The sequence below is a fragment of the Microbulbifer maximicatervae (SeqCode) genome (genome assembly GCF_052468095.1).
In genome coordinates this window covers 2,015,958-2,035,457 of sequence record NZ_CP174332.1, presented here as the reverse complement: position 1 = coordinate 2,035,457, position 19,500 = coordinate 2,015,958, and the positions used below count along the sequence as shown (strand labels likewise).

The window sequence follows — 19,500 nt, the reverse complement described above, 5'->3', positions numbered from 1 at the left end:
AGCGGGCAAAGTGAAACTCATTACTACAAACAAAAAAGGGCGAACTCTACGCTCGCCCTTTTGGAGTGCTACGCTCAGGAAGCTGAGATCACTTCCTGGCCTCGCATATAGGGCCGCAATACTTCCGGCACCTCAATACTGCCATCCTCGCGCTGGTAATTTTCCAGAACAGCGATGAGGGTACGACCCACGGCAAGGCCGGAGCCATTCAGTGTATGCACCAATTCGGGCTTATTGGTTTCCGGGTTGCGCCAGCGTGCCTTCATTCGGCGCGCCTGGAAGTCACCTACCAGGGAGCAAGAGGATATCTCGCGGTACTTATCCTGGGACGGAATCCAAACTTCAATATCGTATGTCTTTCGAGCAGAGAAACCGATATCGCCACCGCAGAGAATCACTGTGCGGTATGGCAGGTTCAGCTTCTGCAAAATGGTCTCAGCATTTTGCGTCAGGGTTTCCAATGCCTCTTCAGACTGATCCGGGCGCGCCACCCAAACCAGTTCTACCTTTTCAAACTGGTGCTGGCGAATCATGCCACGAGTGTCGCGGCCGTGAGAGCCAGCTTCAGAGCGGAAGCAGGTAGTGTGAGCAACCAATTTATGCGGCAGGCTAGCACTGTCTTCAACAATATGATCGCGATACATATTGGTGAGGGGCACTTCCGCAGTCGGGATCAGGTAGAAACTACGATCATCTTCGAGCTTAAACAGGTCTTCCTCAAATTTAGGCAGCTGGGAAGTGCCGTACAGGGAATCAGCATTCACAACAACCGGCACATTGGTTTCCTGGTAACCATGCTCTTCGGTGTGAGTATCCAGCATAAACTGTGCCAACGCGCGATGCAGACGCGCAACATCACCGCTCATTACCGCAAAGCGGGAGCCGGTGAGCTTCACTGCCATCTCGAAGTCGAGGCCACCAAGGTGTGTGCCCAGGTCTACGTGGTCTTTAACTTCAAAGTCAAAAGTACGCGGCTGGCCCCAGCGGCGAACCTCTACATTATCGTCTTCACTCTCGCCTTCAGGCACTGAGGCATCCGGCAAGTTGGGAATCGCAGACAAGATTGCATCCAACTCTCCCTGCAATTCTGTCAGTGCATGTTTGGCATCTTGCAACTCACCACCGAGGGACTCCACTTCTTTCAAAAGCGGAGCAATATCTTCACCATTCGCCTTGGCACGGCCGATATTTTTCGACTTGCTATTGCGCTCGTTTTGCAAACTCTCGGTGCGCACCTGCAATTCTTTGCGGCGTTCTTCAAGGGCTTCAAGTTTGGCAGTATCCAGTTCTACACCGCGCTTTTTCAGGGCAGCGGCCACCTGGTCCATATCCGTGCGAATCAGTTTGGGATCGAGCATCGTTTCCAGTTCGCCTGTTATCAGGCTCCTACAACAGAGAAGTTAAATTAAAAATACCGTGTCGCCAAAGCGACAGCAGCAGCGGTGGCCAACAAACAACCAACAAGGCTGCCGACAATATAGCCAAGGGCCACCAGCGGCTGGCCATTGTGCCACAGTATCAGGCTTTCGAGGGAGAAAGTGGAAAAGGTTGTCAGTGCGCCAAACATGCCGGTCATCAACAGTAGACGCCATTCCTCCCCCAACATGGCGCGGTGAGCGATCAGTACATAAACAATACCGATCAAAAAAGAGCCTGTTAAATTGACAATGATGGTTCCTAGCGGAAACCGACCCTCAAATACCGGAAAGCTCCAGATACTCACCAGGTGGCGAAGAACTGCCCCAAGTGCGCCGCCCAAGGCGACTGCCAGCCACTGCATTTAGCTGCTTCCTCTCTATCTATTTAGAGTTTCTGTAACGCTGCTTGTCACTCTCGCGATTTAGTCGGCGCAGAGTCTGCAATTTTTCTGAAATTTTTAACTCCAACCCTCGGGGAACCGGCTGGTAGTACTCGCGCTCAGCAATCTCTTCGGGGAAGTAATTCTCTCCCGCAGCAAAAGCATCGGGTTCGTCGTGGGCGTAGCGATACTCCGCACCGTGGGACAGGCTTTTTGCCAGTTTGGTAGGGGCATTGCGCAAATGCACTGGCACTTCGTAACTGGGCTCGCGACGAACATCCGCCACGGCACGATTGTAAGCGGAGTAAACCGCATTGCTTTTTGCCGCAACCGCCAGGTAAGTAATGGCTTGGGCAATTGCCAGCTCGCCCTCGGGGCTCCCCAGTCGTTCCTGCACATCCCAGGCATTCAGCGACAACTGCAAAGCCCTCGGGTCCGCATTGCCGATATCTTCACTAGCCATACGCACGACACGGCGAGCGATATATAGCGGGTCGCATCCTCCATCCAGCATCCGCACAAACCAGTAGAGCGCCGCATCCGGGTCAGACCCCCGCACTGATTTATGCATGGCGGAAATCTGATCGTAAAAATAATCGCCGCCTTTATCAAAACGGCGAACATCGGCACTGAGCACCTCGGCGAGCACGTCTTCATCGACAATCAGTCGCCCGGCCTCCTCTTTGGCCAGATCGCATGCCACTTCCAGCAAGTTCAAAGCACTGCGGGCATCCCCATCGGCAGCCCGGGCAATCTTGCCCAACACTTCTTCGGGAATGTTGACGCTCCGCTCGCGCAACTGCTGGTCAGTTTGCAGGGCGTAGCGCAGCAACCCCAACAATTCCTCTTCGGGAATACTGCGCAAAAGATAGACCCGGCACCGGGATAGAAGCGCATTGTTCAACTCAAAAGCCGGGTTCTCCGTAGTCGCCCCGACAAAAGTCACAGTGCCCTCCTCCACGTAGGGAAGGAAGGCATCCTGCTGAGCCTTATTAAATCGATGCACTTCATCGACAAATAAAATAGTGTGTCGGCCCGACTGTATCCGGTGCTGTTCAGCTTCGGCCACCGCCTGGCGAATATCTTTCACTCCGGCGAGTACCGCAGACAGAGTGGCAAATCGAGCATCGCACTCTTCAGCTAGCAACCGCGCAAAAGTGGTTTTGCCAACACCGGGTGGCCCCCACAAAATCATTGAGTGCAGTTGGCCGCGCTCTACGGCCTCCCGCAGAGGTTTGCCCTCCCCCAATAAATGCGACTGGCCCACATAGTGGGCCAGGGAATTCGGCCGCATACGGGCCGCGAGGGGTTGGTGGGTTTTGGGAGTATCGAACAGATCACTCATCTTTAATAATGTCAGTACCGGCCGGGGGCTTAAAATCAAATATAGAAGCGGATAGTTTTGGGTTCGCCTCCATACCACTGAACTGAATTTCAGTGGTTTGTCCCATACCATCGCGCACGGTCATTGCCGACGGCAAGCCATTTTTGGCAAATCGAATTTCCATGGCTTTAAAAGGGGCCGAGGGGTTCTTGGGGGTCAGCTGATAAACCCCTTCTTTCTGGCTCACATTAAACGAGCCTCGAATTTCCTCTACTTTGCCCCCCAGTAATAGGGCTGGGGTATCCTTAATACGGGCATCCACCGGGCGAACTGTCACCTGCTCCAGGTCCGGATCGTACAGCCAGAGCGTCTTGTTGTTTGTCACCAGTAACTGGGGGTAAGGCTCACCGGTTTTCCAGCGCAATTTGCCCGGGCGCTGCACAGAAAAGCTACCATTGCTCTTCTGTGTGACCTCACCGCGCTCGTCGATCAATGTCTGTTTGAAATTACCCGAAATCGCCTCCAACGGCTTGAGTAAATCGCTCAGGTCATCGGTGGCATCAGCCCAGGCCGCGCTGGCGGTAACACTGATTGAAAGCAGCAGACCCTGCAGAATTCTTTTCATAGTGGAGTCCCAACGTATTGATTTCCTTAAAGATTAACCCCGACTAAGTGAACAGTAGCTTAACCCGCCACTGCTCCAAGGGCCAAACTCGTATCAGGCTGGCGGCGGTGCCAGCACCTCTCGATTGCCGTTGTGGCCCGCCGCAGATATCACCCCGGCAGCCTCCATGGCGTCAATAATTCGAGCCGCGCGATTGTAACCAATCCGCAGCTGACGCTGCACAGAGGAAATTGACGCCTTGCGGGATTTAGTGACGAAAGCTACGGCTTCGTCGTAGAGCGCATCGGCCTCAGGGTCTTCATCCTCACCGCCTTCAGACTGTAATCCAGGCACGGGAATACTGTTATTACTATCGTCGACAATACCATCGATATAATCAGGCTCACCGCGACGGCCCCAATCCGCGACAACTTTATGCACTTCGTGATCGTCGACAAAAGCGCCGTGGACACGAACGGGAACACCACTTCCAGGCGGTAAGTACAACATGTCACCATGACCGAGCAGCTGCTCCGCGCCGCCCTGGTCGAGGATTGTGCGGGAATCCACCTTGGACGAAACCTGGAAACCGATTCGAGTAGGTACGTTGGCTTTAATCAAGCCGGTAATAACATCCACCGACGGACGCTGGGTTGCAAGCAGTAAGTGGATGCCAGCTGCACGGGCTTTTTGTGCGATTCGAGCGATCAGCTGTTCGACCTTTTTACCGACGATCATCATCATGTCGGCAAATTCATCAATCACGACAACAATGGCAGGCAGTGCTTTCAGGGCCGGTGCGGTTTGTTCATCTTCCGGCACGCTGGAGGCGGGATCTGGCTGCCAGATAGGATCGATCAGCGGCTCCCCGGCCTCTTCAGCTTCTTTCACTTTGCGGTTAAAGCCTGCGAGGTTTCTCACCCCCATTGCCGCCATCAACTTGTAGCGGCGCTCCATTTCTCCAACACACCAACGCAAACCATTGGCGGCATCGTTCATATCGGTGATGACCGGGGTCAACAAATGCGGAATGCCCTCGTACACCGAGAGCTCCAGCATTTTGGGGTCCACCAGGATCAGGCGGACCTCATCGGGCGTGGATTTGTACAGCAGGCTCAACAACATAACGTTGATACCCACGGATTTACCCGAACCGGTGGTACCCGCTACCAGCAAGTGAGGCATCTTGGCCAGATCGGCCACCACCGGCTGACCGGAAATATCGTGACCGAGCGCCAGAGTCAGCGGCGATTTGGCATTATCGTAGACATCTGCCGACAACACTTCACTGAGGCGTACCATCTGTCGATTTTCGTTAGGGATTTCGATACCCACAACCGACTTGCCTGGGATTACCTCGACCACACGCACACTGATCACCGCCAGTGAGCGCGCCAGGTCTTTTGCCAGATTGGAAATCTTGCTCACCTTTACACCGGGAGCTGGCTGAATTTCAAAGCGGGTTACTACCGGCCCCGGCAGCACAGATACCACTTCGGCAACAACGCCGAAGTCTTTCAGCTTAAGTTCCAACAGGCGTGACAGCGCTTCCAGGGATTCCCGGGAGAAGCCGGCCTTCTTGTTTTGATCTGCTGGATCGAGTAGACCCAACGGCGGCAGGGTTCCAGTAACCGGGCCACTCTTGAAAAGCTCTCGCTGTTTTTCCTTTGCTGCCCGAGGACTCTGCTTCGGCTTGGGGGCAGTGGGCTCAATCTTCGGGGGAATTCGTTTGGCAACTCGCTGTTTCTCTTCCTCCACAGCCGCCTTGCGCACGACAATCGCCTCTCTGGCCACCCTCCGCTCATTGCGCTTTTGGCGCCAGCGTTGATAGAAACTGCCCAGTAAGGCAAAAAAGCCGAGCACATTCTTGCCGATTGCCTCTGCCAATTTGAGCCACGACAAACCTGTAAAAACAGTGACACCGATAGCAAATATCGCCAGCAGTAAAATGGTTGCCCCTACATAGCCGAGGCTAGAACCCAGGGCAGACGCCATCGCACTGCCGATGATGCCTCCGTTGGTAAACGGCAATGGGTTTTCTGCGGGATCAAAACAAAGAGTCGCCATTGCCGCCCCGCTGACAAGAACAAGCAGCAAGCCAAATACTCTCAAAGCAAATAGCGGCAAATGGAAGCGGGCATTGCGATCGCGAAGAATGTGATAGGCCCGCAGACCAATCAGCAAGGGGAACAGGTAAGCCATCCATCCGAGCAAAGACAAACACACATCTGCCAGCCAAGCACCGGCTGGCCCAATGGCATTGTGCACTTGTTGGGTACTGCCAGTTTGCGACCAGCCCGGATCTTCTGCGCTAAAGCTTAACAGGCTAATGGCGAGCAACAGGGCACCAGCCAGCAAACTGATCAGGGCCCCCTCGCGAACGAGTCGGGCGATCAATGAGTCTGGCAATGCATTGCTCTCTGCAGGGCTTTTTTCAGTTGCGCTTTCGGCCTTCAATGGCTTACCTCAATAATGCTGTACTTTTTATGTCCACATGAACTTGGCGGTGTCTACCTGGGACCTGAATCCCCATGCCGCCCGACAAAATTCTGTATTGCTTACAGAAGAAAGCAACTCAATCAGGCTATTTTACAATCTACGCTTTCAGATTGCGCCTTACGATCCCTGACACCAAGTAGTTTTTTGTTGTTTGGCGGCAGTATCGAAAAACCTGGAGCGCTTCCTAGCCAGTATTCTCTTCTAAATTTATCGGTTTGTACGTGCGATAGATGCAATTTGGAATCATCATCGAGATATCCTGCCCTGAATCCTCCCAGCAAACCTCATCAATAATCGCCTGGGTAACTCTCTCGCGGAGGTAACTATTCAGAATTTCCAATTTGTATTGATCCCCGCCCAACTCTGTTTTTAATTTGTCTTGAGTACTATCTCGGTAATAGGTTCTGGATACCCGCTCTGCTTGCGAAAAGCCTGCATCGCTGAGCAATTGTAACAACTGGTCTTCCCGCAAAAAGAACCGATCCAAGAGCAACGATTCACGGTGTGTCAGCGCTGACAATTTTCGCTTTTGGGCACACAGTAAATCTTGGACCCCGGCAGACGCCGGCATCAAGTCCCAAACCAACAGCGGACCTCCCGGCTTCAAAACCCGATAACACTCCTGGAGAACCAGGGGCTGATCTTTATAAGGCACTTCGTGCAGGCCCATTCTGATTGCCACAGCATCAAATAATTCACTGGGATATGGCAAGTTTCTTCCGTCACCTATAGTGATATCGGCAGCTAGCAATTGAATATTTGGGTCAAGGTTTTCAAGCTGCGAAGGGTGGGAATCGCACAAGCTACATTGAATAATAACCCCATGAGCTTTGGCAAACTTAAGCAGGTAGCTACTCAGGACTCCCCTGCCACACATCAAGTCGAGAACTCGACAACCATTGCTGAGGCCCAGCGCCATAGCAAACTTCTCGAGTTCTTCTGGCTCACCCGCGCAAGTAACCGCCCCACCTCCTGTATCACCATATCCATCAGAGACAATTTCACAGCGTATTTGCAAGTTAAGCGCGGTAAATAGATCCAGCAGGTGGGGTGGGCCATGTAAGCTCGCCCGGTGATCGCCATCGGGCTCCAGATCAATGGAAAAACGCAACGAATAACTATCGTCGATAATTTCGGCTACGAAAGCCTGGGCCTCCTCACTAAGGGTCAGAAAAGTTTTAGGATGCCCCAACTGCTCTCGCTTCAGGTTTAAGGGTATGAACTTTCTTTTATAGCGCATAACGATCCTCAACCCACTAGGGTTTGGGCACTTACTCGAAGTCACTGGCCTCTATGACGCTCACACACTCAATACATCTAACAATCCGTAATTCTAATTTGTGACACTCCATTCTCCCCCTATCAAAGCCAGCAGCAGTTACCTCAGATTGGAACTTTTTTACATTTTTCCAGCTCTTACGGCCAGCTTTGGCGCAAACTCCGATTTGAGCCAAAGCTCTAGCAAGGTCAAAGAGAGTTGAATAGGTAGGATCAATCGAACAAATTAAGGCAAACTATTTCGCCGAATGGTAAATATCGCCTATTATATCGCCCAATTTAATAGTCTCGCCTGATCAAAAAATGGACGGGCATATGGACTCCCAGCCCATTGGGTAAACTTCGCAAATTGAGAGTTTTAAAGAGTACTTCATGAGCAATAACCATCATCGACTGATCATCCTCGGCTCAGGCCCTGCCGGCTACACCGCGGCTATCTACGCTGCACGAGCAAACCTGAACCCGGTTGTTATCACTGGTATGCAACAGGGTGGGCAGCTGACCACCACCACTGAAGTCGAGAACTGGCCGGGCGGTATTCCGGAGCTTCAAGGTCCGGACCTGATGGTGCAAATGCAGCAGCACGCAGAGCGCTTCGAGACAGAAATCATCTTCGATCACATCGAATCTGTTGATCTGAAACAGCGCCCTTTCACCTTGAAAGGTAACGAAACTTACACCTGTGACTCGCTGATTATCGCCACTGGTGCCTCAGCTCAGTACCTGGGCCTACCTTCTGAGGAAGCCTTCCAGGGGCGCGGTGTCAGCGCCTGTGCGACCTGTGACGGATTCTTCTATCGCGACCAGAAAGTTGCTGTTGTCGGTGGTGGCAACACCGCCGTAGAAGAGGCCCTGTACCTCTCCAATATCGCCAGTGAAGTGACCCTGATTCACCGCCGCGACGAGCTTCGCGCAGAAAAAATCCTTCAGGACCGTCTGATGGATAAAGTGGAAAACGGCAATATCAATGTCTGCTGGCACAATACCCTGGACGAAGTGCTCGGTGACGACAACGGTGTAACTGGGCTTCGCCTGCGCAACACCCAGGACGACACCACTACAGAGCTGGACGTTTCCGGTGTGTTTATTGCTATCGGTCACAAACCGAATACCGGTATCTTTGAAGGCCAGCTTGAAATGAATGGTGGTTACCTCATTGTGGAGAGCGGCCTGAACGGCAATGCCACCCAGACTTCTGTTCCCGGTGTATTTGCCGCAGGTGACGTATCCGACCATATTTACCGCCAGGCGGTAACTTCTGCGGGTACCGGCTGTATGGCCGCCCTGGACGCCGAGCGCTTCCTCGACGCCGAGAAGTAAGTCAAATCCCCGGGCAGAGCTTTTCTGCCCGGTATCCCCCTCTACCGACAGGAGTCAGATCGTGGCAGGGAACACCCAAAGCCGCCTGATGTGGCTCGACCACACCGTTGTAGACTTTCCCCCAACTGAATTCGCACTGGATGACCCCAATGGCTTGCTGGCAGCCGGAGGAGATCTGACTCCCGAGTGGCTGGTTGAAGCCTATCAAAGGGGGGTCTTCCCCTGGTATTCAGATGACCAGCCGATCTTGTGGTGGAGCCCCTCCCCTCGCTGCGTGGTTATCCCGCAAAACTTTCGTATTGGCCGCACTTTGCGCAAAGTATTGCGCCGAGGAACCTTTTCGGTCACCTTCGACCAAGCCTTTCCCGAGGTAATTGAGGCCTGCCGTGCCCCCCGGGCGGATGAAACCGGCACATGGATCACCGATGAGATGTGCGACGCCTATATCGACATGCACCATCAGGGATTTGCCCACTCTGTGGAGGTTTGGCGCGACGGTCGACTCGTTGGCGGACTCTATGGTATTGCGCTGGGGCGAGTGTTCTTTGGGGAGTCGATGTTTCACCGGGAGACAGACGCTTCAAAAGTCGCTTTTGTCCACCTCGTTCGGCAATTAGAATTGTGGGGCTGCCCACTGATCGACTGCCAGGTGAGCAATCCTCATCTCAGCAGCCTTGGGGCGGTGGAAATGTGTCGTAAGGATTTCGAACAACTGCTGGCAGACGGCGTTAAGCAGCCGCCTTTCCCGCAGCCCTGGAAGCTTTCGTGGACTTATGGGTAAATACTCTCAGCTGGATTCAGTGCGCCTACTGGCCACCCTGCCCCACCCCTGCGGTTACCTGCCGGATCGGGAGGCAACAACGGTGTTTGTCGATCCACAAACAGAAGTGGATCAGCGTCTGTACAACCGCCTGTCAGAGCTGGGATTCCGGCGCAGTGGTGCCTACCTCTATCGCCCCCAGTGCGCGACCTGTCGCGCCTGTATACCGGCTCGCGTACCCGTGAGCCTGTTTGTCCCCGACCGCAACCAGAGACGCTGCTGGAAGCGCAACAAGGACCTGGACATATTCCATATCGAGTCCATCGATACAGATGAGCATTACGAACTCTACGCCCGTTATATCGAGCAGCGCCACGCCGATGGGGAGATGTACCCGCCCAGCCGGGAACAATACCGCAGCTTCCTGAGCCAGGCTTGGGGGTCTACTCGCTATATTGAGCTGAGAGCCCGCGGCAAGTTGGTGGCAGTAGCTGTAACAGATATCCTGACTGCCGGGTTATCGGCCATCTATACTTTCTTCGATCCCGATGAGGACAAACGGAGCCTGGGCAGTTACTGCATACTCTACCAGATCGAATGGGCCCGGCGCTTGGGACTACCTAATCTCTATCTGGGGTACTGGATTGAGAAGTGCCACAAAATGGCCTATAAAAGCCAATTTCGCCCCATCGAAATGTTAAAAGAAAACCGCTGGAGCCTTAAATCGCTCTAGTTCAACACACTCTCCCTTTGCTCTATCTTGCCTTTTCGTGCAAAATGCTCGCCCGTCAAGCCGCGGCTAGGCCAAAGAGCCTCCGGGGTAAAGGTCTGATCAAGTTATTGTAAGGTTGCTGCCGCATGGCAAAAGACGATTATATTGAAATGGAAGGCGAGGTGATCGACACCCTGCCGAACACCACTTTCCGCGTAAAACTGGAAAACGGACACGTGGTAATTGCGCATATCTCTGGAAAGATGCGTAAAAACTACATTCGCATTCTCACCGGCGACAAGGTGAAAGTGGAGCTGACTCCATACGACCTGAGCAAGGGCCGCATTACGTACCGCGCGCGCTAATTCGCTCAGAGGCCAAATTCCGCAAGGCAATTTGACCTGAAATAAAAAAGCCACCTCTCGGTGGCTTTTTTATTACTTGGCTGAAGCTAATTTACTTTAGGCGGGCACCGCCGTTTTAATCGCAAGCTCATCATCTTCAATGGTGACGCAAACACGCCCACCCTCTTCTGCCAACTCACCAAAGAGCACGGCTTCTGCCAGAGGCTTGCGCAGCTTATCGCGAATCAGACGGGACATAGGCCTCGCACCCATCTTCTCGTCATAACCCCGCACCGCCAGCCACTCTCGAGCTTCGTCATCAACAACCAGTGTCACCTTGGAGTCATCCAACTGGGCCTGCAACTCAACGATAAACTTATCCACCACCGTCTTCACGACATCCAGAGGCAGAGAGCGGAATTGAATAATATTATCGAGGCGATTGCGGAACTCCGGGGTAAACATCTTCTTGATCTCCTCCATTCCATCGGTGGAGTGATCTTGATGGGAGAACCCGATTGAACGACGGCTCATCACCTCAGCGCCCGCATTGGTAGTCATAATCAGAATAACATTGCGGAAATCCGCTTTGCGGCCATTGTTATCAGTTAGGGTGCCGTGATCCATCACCTGCAAAAGCAGATTGAATACTTCGGGGTGCGCCTTCTCAATTTCATCGAGCAGCACAACACTGTGGGGGTGCTTGGTAACCGAGTCTGTCAGTAAACCACCCTGGTCAAAACCTACATACCCTGGGGGCGCGCCGATCAGGCGGGAAACCGTATGGCGCTCCATATACTCAGACATATCGAAGCGAATCAGCTCGATACCCATCACCTTCGCCAACTGGCGGCAGAGCTCTGTTTTACCAACTCCGGTGGGGCCCGAAAATAGGAAGGAGCCGATGGGTTTCTCTTCAGAACCCAGACCGGCACGACTCAGCTTAATCGCCGTACCCAGGGCATCAATCGCGCTGTCCTGCCCAAACACCACCATTTTGAGATTGTCATCCAGGCGTGATAACTGCTCCTTGTCAGAAGCAGACACGCTCTTGGCAGGTATTCTCGCCATCTTGGCGATAACCATCTCAATTTCACAGACCCCAATAACCTCTTTGCGGTCCTCTTCAGGCAGCAAAGATTGGTAGGCTCCCGCCTCATCGATTACATCAATGGCCTTATCTGGGAGGAATCGCTCGGTGATGTGACGACTGGATAGCTGCGCAGCAGCATCCAAAGCTCCATCGGTAAAGCGGACCTTGTGGTGATCCTCAAAGCAGCTTCTGAGCCCCTGCAATATTTGCACGGTCTCTTCCACTGAGGGCTCACTGACATCGATCTTTTGAAAACGGCGCGACAGCGCGCGATCTTTTTCAAAGATACCGCGATATTCAGTAAAAGTAGTGGAGCCTATGCACCGCAATTGACCGCTGGAAAGTAGCGGCTTAAGCAGGTTGGAGGCATCCATGACGCCTCCTGAAGCGGCGCCGGCCCCGATGATGGTGTGGATCTCATCAATAAACAGTACGGCGTGCTCACGCTTCTTGAGCTCCGCCAGCAGCGCCTTAAAGCGCTTCTCAAAATCACCGCGATACTTGGTTCCCGCCAACAGGGAGCCGAGATCCAGAGAGTAAATAGTGCTCTCTTTCAAAGGTTCGGGGATATCCTCATCAACAATACGCCGTGCCAACCCCTCAGCAATTGCCGTCTTGCCGACACCGGACTCACCCACCAACAGTGGATTGTTCTTGCGGCGACGAGCGAGAACCTGCGTGACACGCTCCACCTCAGGTGCACGCCCCACAAGCGGATCAATACGGCCAAGAATTGCCTCTTGATTGAGGTTGGTGGCGTAGCTTTCCAGGGGGTCGGAACCACCTGGCTCAGCGCCCCCACTAATTTCCTCATCTACCTGCTCAGGTGCAGTATCGGAACCGTGATGGTGATTATTACCACTGGAGCCAACGCGGGAAATTCCGTGGGTGATGTAGTTAACTACGTCTATCCGGGCAACACTCTGCTGCTTCAAGTAGTAAACAGCCTGGCTCTCCTGCTCACAAAAAATGGCGACCAGGACATTAGCCCCTGTAACTTCCTTTTTACCGGATGACTGGACATGGAATACGGCCCTCTGCAGGACCCTCTGGAAACCCAATGTCGGCTGGGTTTCTCGATCTGTATCGGCCTCCGGGATCAACGGTGTTGTGGAGTCCACAAACTCCAGAAGTTCACGGCGCAATGCACTTAAATCCGCCCCGCAAGCATGTAGAACATCTGCTGCGGATTCGTTATCCAAGAGCGCCAGCAATAGGTGCTCAACGGTCATGAATTCATGCCGTTTCGCTCGAGCACCTTTGAACGCTAGATTAAGCGTTACCTCTAAGTCCTTGCTGAGCATCTAAACCTCAAACCCTAATCGCCAATATTTCCCGCCGACTCCGCTGGTAGGCGCGCACCCTTCGCCGGCGTTTATATCCTGGCTGATTCCCTTCAGGTGACGGGACCCTTTGTTCAAAGCAGTTTTTGTCAGAATCAATCCTCTTTGCTTTCGTCCGCTTCAATTTCACATAACAGGGGATGCTCATTCTCTTGAGCGAACTGATTGACCTGTGCGGCCTTTGTCTCCGCTATATCCCGAGTATAGACACCACACACTGCTTTTCCCCGTGTGTGAACCTGCAACATTAACTGTGTGGCGCGCTCCCGGTTTACTGAAAAAAACAACTCCAAAGTCTCAACAACAAAATCCATGGGGGTGTAGTCATCATTGAGCATAACGACTTTATACATCGGCGGCCGCTTCAGCTGCGGCGGCGCCTCCTCAAGGGCCAACCCACCATCGAAATCATCGAAGTACGGGTTGTCTCCATCGGAGTCACTGGAGCTTAGTTTAATGATTCGCGAAGTACTCATAACAATTATCAATGAATTCTATCGAGCCTGAAAATTGCACCCAATGCAACCTTCAATGACGTGACATTGTAACCTTATTTGACCTTTGACACAGCGGTCAGCGGGGAACCTTGACAATCCCCCTGCTGTTGACTACAAGAGGTAGTGACCGCTACATCAAACGTTAGTCGCAGATAGGATCGCAGCCGACTAACCAGCAGGTCAAATAAATATAAAAACTCTGTAAGGTGGCCAGGGGCCACTCAGGCAATTAGAGGGAATCGTTATGCCTACCGGTACTGTAAAGTGGTTCAACAACGCTAAGGGATATGGGTTTATTCTTGCAGATGAGGGAGGGGAGGATCTGTTCGCGCACTATTCCGCAATTCAGATGGAAGGCTACCGAACCCTGAAGGCCGGCCAGCAAGTCACCTTCGATATTATTCGAGGAGACAAGGGCTACCACGCTGCAAATATCTCCGCATTGACCTCCGAAACCACTTCACCCAACACTTCGAGCAAAAGCGAATCTGATGCAGTACACACAGAAAAGTCGAGGGAGAAGGAAGCGGAAGCTGTCGGCTAAGCGAGCCCAGCAAACAGACAATAAAAAAGCCCTTCACCAATGTGAAGGGCTTTTTTCATGGGACTCTGGCCAACTTAAAGCCAGCCCGGCCTCACGGATGTAGCTTAAGCCATGTGCTTGATAACTTCGTCACCAAACGCAGAGCAAGACTTCAGCTCAGCACCGTCCATCAGACGCTCGAAATCGTAGGTTACGGTTTTGGCTTCAATAGCACCTTCCATACCCTTGATTACCAGGTCAGCAGCTTCGTTCCAGCCCAGGTGACGCAGCATCATCTCAGCGGAAAGAATCAGGGAGCCCGGGTTAACCTTGTCCTGACCAGCGTACTTAGGCGCAGTACCGTGGGTTGCTTCGAACAGGGCAACGTCGTCGGACAGGTTTGCGCCCGGAGCGATACCGATACCACCAACCTGTGCAGCCAGTGCGTCAGACAGGTAGTCACCGTTCAGGTTCAGGGTAGCAATTACGTCGTACTCAGCCGGACGCAGCAGGATCTGCTGCAGCATAGCGTCAGCAATTACGTCCTTAACAACGATTTCCTTGCCAGTCTTCGGGTTCTTGAAGCTGTGCCAGGGGCCGCCGTCCAGCGGCTGAGCGCCAAACTCGTCGCGAGCCAGCTCGTAACCCCAATCAGCGAAGGCACCTTCGGTGAACTTCATGATGTTACCTTTGTGTACCAGGGTTACAGAATCGCGATCCTGGTCCACAGCGTACTGGATAGCCTTGCGCACTAGACGCTTGGTACCTTCTGCAGAAACCGGCTTAACACCGATACCACAGTTCTCAGGGAAACGGATCTTCTTAACACCCATCTCGTCCTGCAGGAACTTGATAACTTTCTTAGCTTCGTCAGTGTCAGCTTTCCACTCGATACCAGCGTAGATATCTTCGGAGTTTTCACGGAAGATAACCATGTCTACCTTGTTCGGCTCTTTAACCGGAGAAGGTACACCGCTGAACCAGCGCACCGGGCGCTGACATACGTACAGATCCAGCTCCTGACGCAGGGCTACGTTCAAGGAACGGAAGCCGCCGCCTACTGGAGTGGTCAGGGGGCCTTTGATGCTAACAACGTAGTCTTTGATCGCTTCCAGAGTTTCAGCCGGGAACCAGTCGCCAGCGTAAGTCTCTGCCGCTTTCTCACCGCAGTAGATTTCCATCCACTCGATTTTCTTTTCGCCGCCGAAAGCTTTTTCTACAGACGCGTCGATCACCTTGCGCATTACCGGGGTGATATCCACACCGATGCCGTCACCCTCGATGAAAGGAATAACCGGGCGATTCGGAACATTCAGCGAACCGTCGGAATTGACTGTAACTTTTTCGCCGTCTGCCGGCACTTGGATATGACCCATATTGCGTAAACTCCCAAAATTCTATGACTTTTTAGGTCCAGCGTTGCTTGCACCGCTCCCCCGGGACCTTAGGGCGGGGATGAAAAACGGCGGGATTATAGCAGCCTCGGCTAATTTTTGTAGTTGGATTACAATACTCAATTTTTCTTATGGCAAAGATTATTCTCCTCAACAAGCCTTTTGGCGTATTAAGCCAATTTACAGATGATCAGGATCGCGCCACTTTGGCTAACTTTATCCAGCACAAGGGATTCTATGCGGCGGGCCGCCTGGACTACGACTCTGAAGGATTACTACTTCTGACTGATGATGGAGCGCTACAACATCAAATCAGTCACCCCAAGCGGAAAATGCCCAAAACCTATTGGGCCCAGGTGGAGGGTGAAATTACTGATGATGCCCTTTATATGCTCAGGCAAGGGGTCGACCTGAAGGATGGCCGAACCGCACCTGCCAAGGCCAAGCGCCTACCTGATATGGAGCCCTGGCCCCGCACGCCGCCAATTCGCGAACGCAAATCGATCCCAACCAGCTGGCTGGAGCTGACTATCTCTGAGGGGCGGAATCGCCAGGTAAGGCGGATGACTGCGGCGGTCGGCTTCCCTACCCTGCGGCTAATCCGGGTGGCGATAGGCAGCTGGAAGCTCGACTCATTAAAGCCTGGCGAGTATCGGACGGAAGAGGTTTTTAGCGCTCCCAAGCCCCGAACAAAGCCGGCACACAACCGCAATCGACCGCGTCGAAAGCGATAATCTATAACGGAAGATCAAAGCGGTCTTGGTCAAACGGGGCGTTCGCAGGTAAAATTCGCCCCCCTTTCATACCAGTGAAGTAGTGACTGTCCTTCTTATGCCTGATTCCACCCACAACAAACAGCCAAAGCGCGTCATCGTCGGTATGTCCGGCGGTGTGGATTCCTCTGTAGCCGCACACCTGCTGATCCAGCAGGGCTATCAAGTGGAAGGCCTGTTTATGAAAAACTGGGATGAAGACGACGGCACAGAATACTGTACTGCCAAGGCGGACCTCGCGGATGCCCAGGCAGTTTGTAAGAAGTTGGGTATCAAGTTGCACACCGCCAACTTTGCTGCGGAGTACTGGGATCACGTATTCGAGTACTTCCTGGCAGAGTATAAAGCCGGGCGCACTCCCAACCCGGACATCCTCTGTAACCGGGAAATCAAATTTAAGGTCTTTCTTGAGTACGCCGAAGTGCTGGGTGCCGATGCAATAGCCACCGGGCACTATACCCGTCGCCGCGATATCGATGGACGCACCTATTTATTGAAGGGCCTCGACGGCAACAAAGACCAGAGCTACTTCCTGCACGCGGTGGGAGAAGCCGAATTTGCCCGCTCGCTCTTTCCCTTAGGGGAGCTGGAGAAGCCCGAGGTTCGCCGTATCGCTGAAGAAAACGGCTTTATCACCCACAACAAGAAAGACAGCACCGGCATCTGCTTTATCGGCGAGCGCCGCTTCAAGGATTTCCTCGAGCAGTACCTGCCCGCCCAGCCCGGCGATATGGAAACCCCAGAGGGTGAAGTCATGGGGCGCCACGCGGGCCTGATGTACCACACCATTGGCCAGCGCCAGGGGCTCGGTATTGGCGGCGTCAAAGGTGCAGGCGAACAGCCCTGGTACGTTGTCGGAAAAAACCTGGAGCGCAATGTATTGATTGTGGCCCAGGGTGCACACCACCCCCTGCTTTACGCAACGGGGCTGGAAGCAACACAAACCCACTGGATTAATGGCGCAGCACCGGACAAAACTTTCCGCTGCCAGGCCAAGACCCGCTATCGCCAACCAGATCAGGATTGCACCGTGCACCTGCAGGACAATGGCGATTTGGTTGTAGAGTTCGACGAGCCACAACGCGCAATCACACCGGGACAATCTCTGGTACTGTACGATGGAGAAACCTGTCTAGGTGGTGCGGTGATCGAGAAAGCCACGGGAGTTGGCGCCGCAGTACCGGAAAAATACAAGAAAGATTAAGGAGTAATTTTGAATAACTGGCGGGATCAGGCACTGGCACTGGCAGGAATATTCCAATCCGCAACACTGGTGGAGCGCCTGGCCAAAACAGGCTCTGCACCGCAGGAACAGCTGGAAACCGGGGTATATAGCCTCTTCCAACTAAACCCTGATCGCACTGAAGATATATTCGCCGGTGCAGACAAGCTGCTGCCCGGCTTAAAAGTATCGCAGCAAATACTAAAGACCCGGCAACACCCGGAATATACCGACGGTCTACGCTACGCCCTCTCGGTGATCTACCTGCAGCGACAACTCAGCAAGAATAATGACCTGCTATCAATCATTGGCAGCCGATTGGATAAGGCCAAGACTCAAGCAGAGCACTTCGAACTGACTCACGAGAATGTATTTTCCAACCTCGCCAGCATCTACAGCGATACGCTAGGTACCTTCCGCTTCCGGATTCAAGTACTGGGTGACTTCAATTACCTGCAACAGCAGCGTATTGCCAATCAAATTCGCTCCATGCTATTTGCCGGCATCCGCTCGGCAACCCTATGGCGACAGCTGGGTGGGCGTCGCCTGCACCTTCTGTTCCAGCGCAAAAAGCTTTTGAATGCGACCAACGAATTGATCGCACATATCGAATCTATAGAACACTAATCCCGGAGATTTACTATGACAGTTGAGCTTTCCGCACTCACAGCGGTATCCCCTATTGATGGTCGCTACGAGAGCAAGACTGCCCCCCTGCGTGAAATTTTCAGTGAATACGGCCTGATCCGCGCCCGCGTTGAAGTGGAAGTACGCTGGCTGCAAAAACTTTCCGCACATAAAGAGATCGCCGAAATTGAGCAGTTCGACGAAGCTGCCAACAAGCTGCTCGACAGCATTGTGGCCGACTTCTCCCTGGAAGATGCTGAGCGCATCAAGGAAATCGAGCGCACCACCAACCACGATGTAAAAGCGGTTGAATACTTCCTCAAGGATAAAATCAGCAGCAATGCCCAGCTGGCAAAAGTGAGTGAATTCGTACACTTTGCCTGCACCTCTGAGGACATCAATAACCTGTCCCACGCCCTGATGCTTCGCGCCGGCCGCGACAACGTCATGTTGCCTGCGATGGAAGCCCTGATTGACGCTATCGTAGGCCTGGCCCAGGACTTTGCCGACGTACCCATGCTGTCCCGTACTCACGGCCAGACAGCCAGCCCGTCTACTGTTGGTAAAGAACTTGCCAACGTGGCCGCGCGCCTACGCCGCCAGGTAGCCCAGATTAAAGCGGTACCGCTGCTGGGTAAAATTAACGGTGCGGTAGGTAATTACAACGCTCACCTGTCCGCCTATCCCAATATTGATTGGGAGCAAAATGCTGAAGAATTCATTTCTTCTCTGGGCCTTAGCTGGAACCCCTACACCACCCAGATCGAACCGCACGACTACATTGCTGAGCTGTTCGACGCTGTTGCCCGCTTTAACACCATCCTGATCGATTTTGACCGCGATGTATGGGGCTATATCTCCCTGGGTTACTTCAAGCAAAAAGTCGTAGCCGGTGAAGTTGGCTCCTCCACTATGCCGCACAAAGTTAACCCCATTGACTTCGAAAACTCCGAAGGGAACCTGGGTATCGCCAACGCCGTATTCCAGCACTTGGCCGCCAAACTTCCAGTATCCCGCTGGCAGCGCGACCTGACAGACTCCACCGTGCTGCGCAATATGGGGGTGGGTGCGGGCTACTCTGCCATTGCCTATGCCGCCACCATGAAAGGCCTGGGCAAGCTGGAAATCAACCGCGAGCGCCTGGCAGAAGACCTGGATAATTCATGGGAAGTATTGGCAGAGCCGATCCAAACGGTTATGCGTCGCTACAACATTGAAGAGCCTTACGAAAAACTGAAGGCCCTTACCCGTGGCCAGGGCATCACCCGTGAAACCCTGAAAGTATTTATCGAGAATCTGGAGATTCCCGCAGAGGCCAAGAGCGATCTGCTGGAAATGACTCCGGCATCCTATATCGGTAACGCAGTGGAACAGGCTCGCAAAATTTAA

Annotated in this window: 18 protein-coding genes; 9 read left to right on the top strand and 9 right to left on the bottom strand. The window is 53.2% G+C overall.

Going from position 1 to position 19,500, the window contains the following annotated elements; genetic code table 11:
• Positions 1 to 74 precede the first annotated feature (74 nt).
• The 6 genes from serS to ACJJIL_RS08720 form a co-directional block, all read right to left on the bottom strand.
• A complete protein-coding gene (serS, locus tag ACJJIL_RS08745; protein ID WP_445361704.1) occupies positions 75 to 1,358 on the bottom strand; it encodes a serine--tRNA ligase in 1,284 nt (427 codons plus the stop codon).
• A 47-nt stretch (positions 1,359 to 1,405) separates the two neighbouring features.
• Positions 1,406 to 1,780, bottom strand: a complete 375-nt coding sequence (gene crcB / locus ACJJIL_RS08740) for a fluoride efflux transporter CrcB (RefSeq protein WP_282933067.1) — start codon at positions 1,778 to 1,780, stop codon at positions 1,406 to 1,408.
• Positions 1,781 to 1,799: 19 nt separating this feature from the next.
• Positions 1,800 to 3,143, bottom strand: a complete 1,344-nt coding sequence (locus ACJJIL_RS08735) for a replication-associated recombination protein A (protein ID WP_445361703.1) — start codon at positions 3,141 to 3,143, stop codon at positions 1,800 to 1,802.
• On the bottom strand, positions 3,136 to 3,747 hold the full coding sequence (lolA, locus tag ACJJIL_RS08730; protein ID WP_444913974.1) for an outer membrane lipoprotein periplasmic chaperone LolA: 612 nt from the start codon (positions 3,745 to 3,747) through the stop codon (positions 3,136 to 3,138). Before lolA ends, ACJJIL_RS08735 begins: the two co-directional genes overlap by 8 nt.
• 93 nt (positions 3,748 to 3,840) lie before the next feature.
• Entirely contained in the window at positions 3,841 to 6,183 is a 2,343-nt protein-coding gene (locus tag ACJJIL_RS08725) for a DNA translocase FtsK (RefSeq protein ID WP_444897513.1), read from the bottom strand.
• A 226-nt stretch (positions 6,184 to 6,409) separates the two neighbouring features.
• On the bottom strand, positions 6,410 to 7,465 hold the full coding sequence (locus tag ACJJIL_RS08720; protein WP_282933071.1) for a methyltransferase domain-containing protein: 1,056 nt from the start codon (positions 7,463 to 7,465) through the stop codon (positions 6,410 to 6,412).
• A 410-nt stretch (positions 7,466 to 7,875) separates the two neighbouring features.
• Between ACJJIL_RS08720 and trxB the strand changes: the two genes are divergently transcribed.
• The 4 genes from trxB to infA all read left to right on the top strand — a co-directional run bounded on the left by trxB (position 7,876) and on the right by infA (position 10,660).
• On the top strand, positions 7,876 to 8,823 hold the full coding sequence (gene trxB / locus ACJJIL_RS08715) for a thioredoxin-disulfide reductase (RefSeq protein ID WP_282933072.1): 948 nt from the start codon (positions 7,876 to 7,878) through the stop codon (positions 8,821 to 8,823).
• An 88-nt stretch (positions 8,824 to 8,911) separates the two neighbouring features.
• Positions 8,912 to 9,604, top strand: coding sequence for a leucyl/phenylalanyl-tRNA--protein transferase (gene aat, locus ACJJIL_RS08710; protein WP_444908416.1), 693 nt, complete (start codon positions 8,912 to 8,914; stop codon positions 9,602 to 9,604).
• Complete coding sequence (locus ACJJIL_RS08705; protein ID WP_413662222.1) at positions 9,597 to 10,316, top strand: arginyltransferase; 720 nt, start codon at positions 9,597 to 9,599, stop codon at positions 10,314 to 10,316. Before aat ends, ACJJIL_RS08705 begins: the two co-directional genes overlap by 8 nt.
• A 125-nt stretch (positions 10,317 to 10,441) precedes the next feature.
• The gene (gene infA / locus ACJJIL_RS08700; RefSeq protein WP_010130378.1) at positions 10,442 to 10,660 is read left to right on the top strand and encodes a translation initiation factor IF-1; all 219 of its coding nucleotides are present in this window, start codon (positions 10,442 to 10,444) and stop codon (positions 10,658 to 10,660) included.
• Positions 10,661 to 10,756: 96 nt separating this feature from the next.
• Here infA and clpA read toward each other — a convergent pair whose 3' ends face one another.
• Positions 10,757 to 13,036, bottom strand: a complete 2,280-nt coding sequence (clpA, locus tag ACJJIL_RS08695; protein ID WP_413662223.1) for an ATP-dependent Clp protease ATP-binding subunit ClpA — start codon at positions 13,034 to 13,036, stop codon at positions 10,757 to 10,759.
• Positions 13,037 to 13,170: 134 nt separating this feature from the next.
• Positions 13,171 to 13,551 (bottom strand): ATP-dependent Clp protease adapter ClpS, encoded by a 381-nt coding sequence (gene clpS / locus ACJJIL_RS08690; RefSeq protein ID WP_413662224.1) that lies wholly within the window; start codon positions 13,549 to 13,551, stop codon positions 13,171 to 13,173.
• A 265-nt stretch (positions 13,552 to 13,816) separates the two neighbouring features.
• Between clpS and cspD the strand changes: the two genes are divergently transcribed.
• Complete coding sequence (gene cspD / locus ACJJIL_RS08685; RefSeq protein ID WP_413662225.1) at positions 13,817 to 14,116, top strand: cold shock domain-containing protein CspD; 300 nt, start codon at positions 13,817 to 13,819, stop codon at positions 14,114 to 14,116.
• Between the two features lie 104 nt (positions 14,117 to 14,220).
• Here the strand turns inward: cspD and icd are convergent, their stop codons facing one another.
• The gene (gene icd / locus ACJJIL_RS08680; protein WP_020415259.1) at positions 14,221 to 15,471 is read right to left on the bottom strand and encodes an NADP-dependent isocitrate dehydrogenase; all 1,251 of its coding nucleotides are present in this window, start codon (positions 15,469 to 15,471) and stop codon (positions 14,221 to 14,223) included.
• A gap of 149 nt (positions 15,472 to 15,620) precedes the next feature.
• Between icd and ACJJIL_RS08675 the strand changes: the two genes are divergently transcribed.
• From ACJJIL_RS08675 to purB, 4 genes are all read left to right on the top strand, one after another.
• A complete protein-coding gene (locus ACJJIL_RS08675; RefSeq protein ID WP_444917333.1) occupies positions 15,621 to 16,223 on the top strand; it encodes a pseudouridine synthase in 603 nt (200 codons plus the stop codon).
• 97 nt (positions 16,224 to 16,320) lie between these two features.
• Positions 16,321 to 17,466: a tRNA 2-thiouridine(34) synthase MnmA gene (gene mnmA / locus ACJJIL_RS08670; RefSeq protein ID WP_444913223.1), complete on the top strand. Its 1,146-nt coding sequence runs from the start codon at positions 16,321 to 16,323 to the stop codon at positions 17,464 to 17,466.
• Positions 17,467 to 17,472: 6 nt separating this feature from the next.
• The gene (hflD, locus tag ACJJIL_RS08665; protein WP_413665869.1) at positions 17,473 to 18,111 is read left to right on the top strand and encodes a high frequency lysogenization protein HflD; all 639 of its coding nucleotides are present in this window, start codon (positions 17,473 to 17,475) and stop codon (positions 18,109 to 18,111) included.
• Positions 18,112 to 18,126: 15 nt separating this feature from the next.
• Positions 18,127 to 19,500: an adenylosuccinate lyase gene (gene purB / locus ACJJIL_RS08660; RefSeq protein ID WP_444917334.1), complete on the top strand. Its 1,374-nt coding sequence runs from the start codon at positions 18,127 to 18,129 to the stop codon at positions 19,498 to 19,500.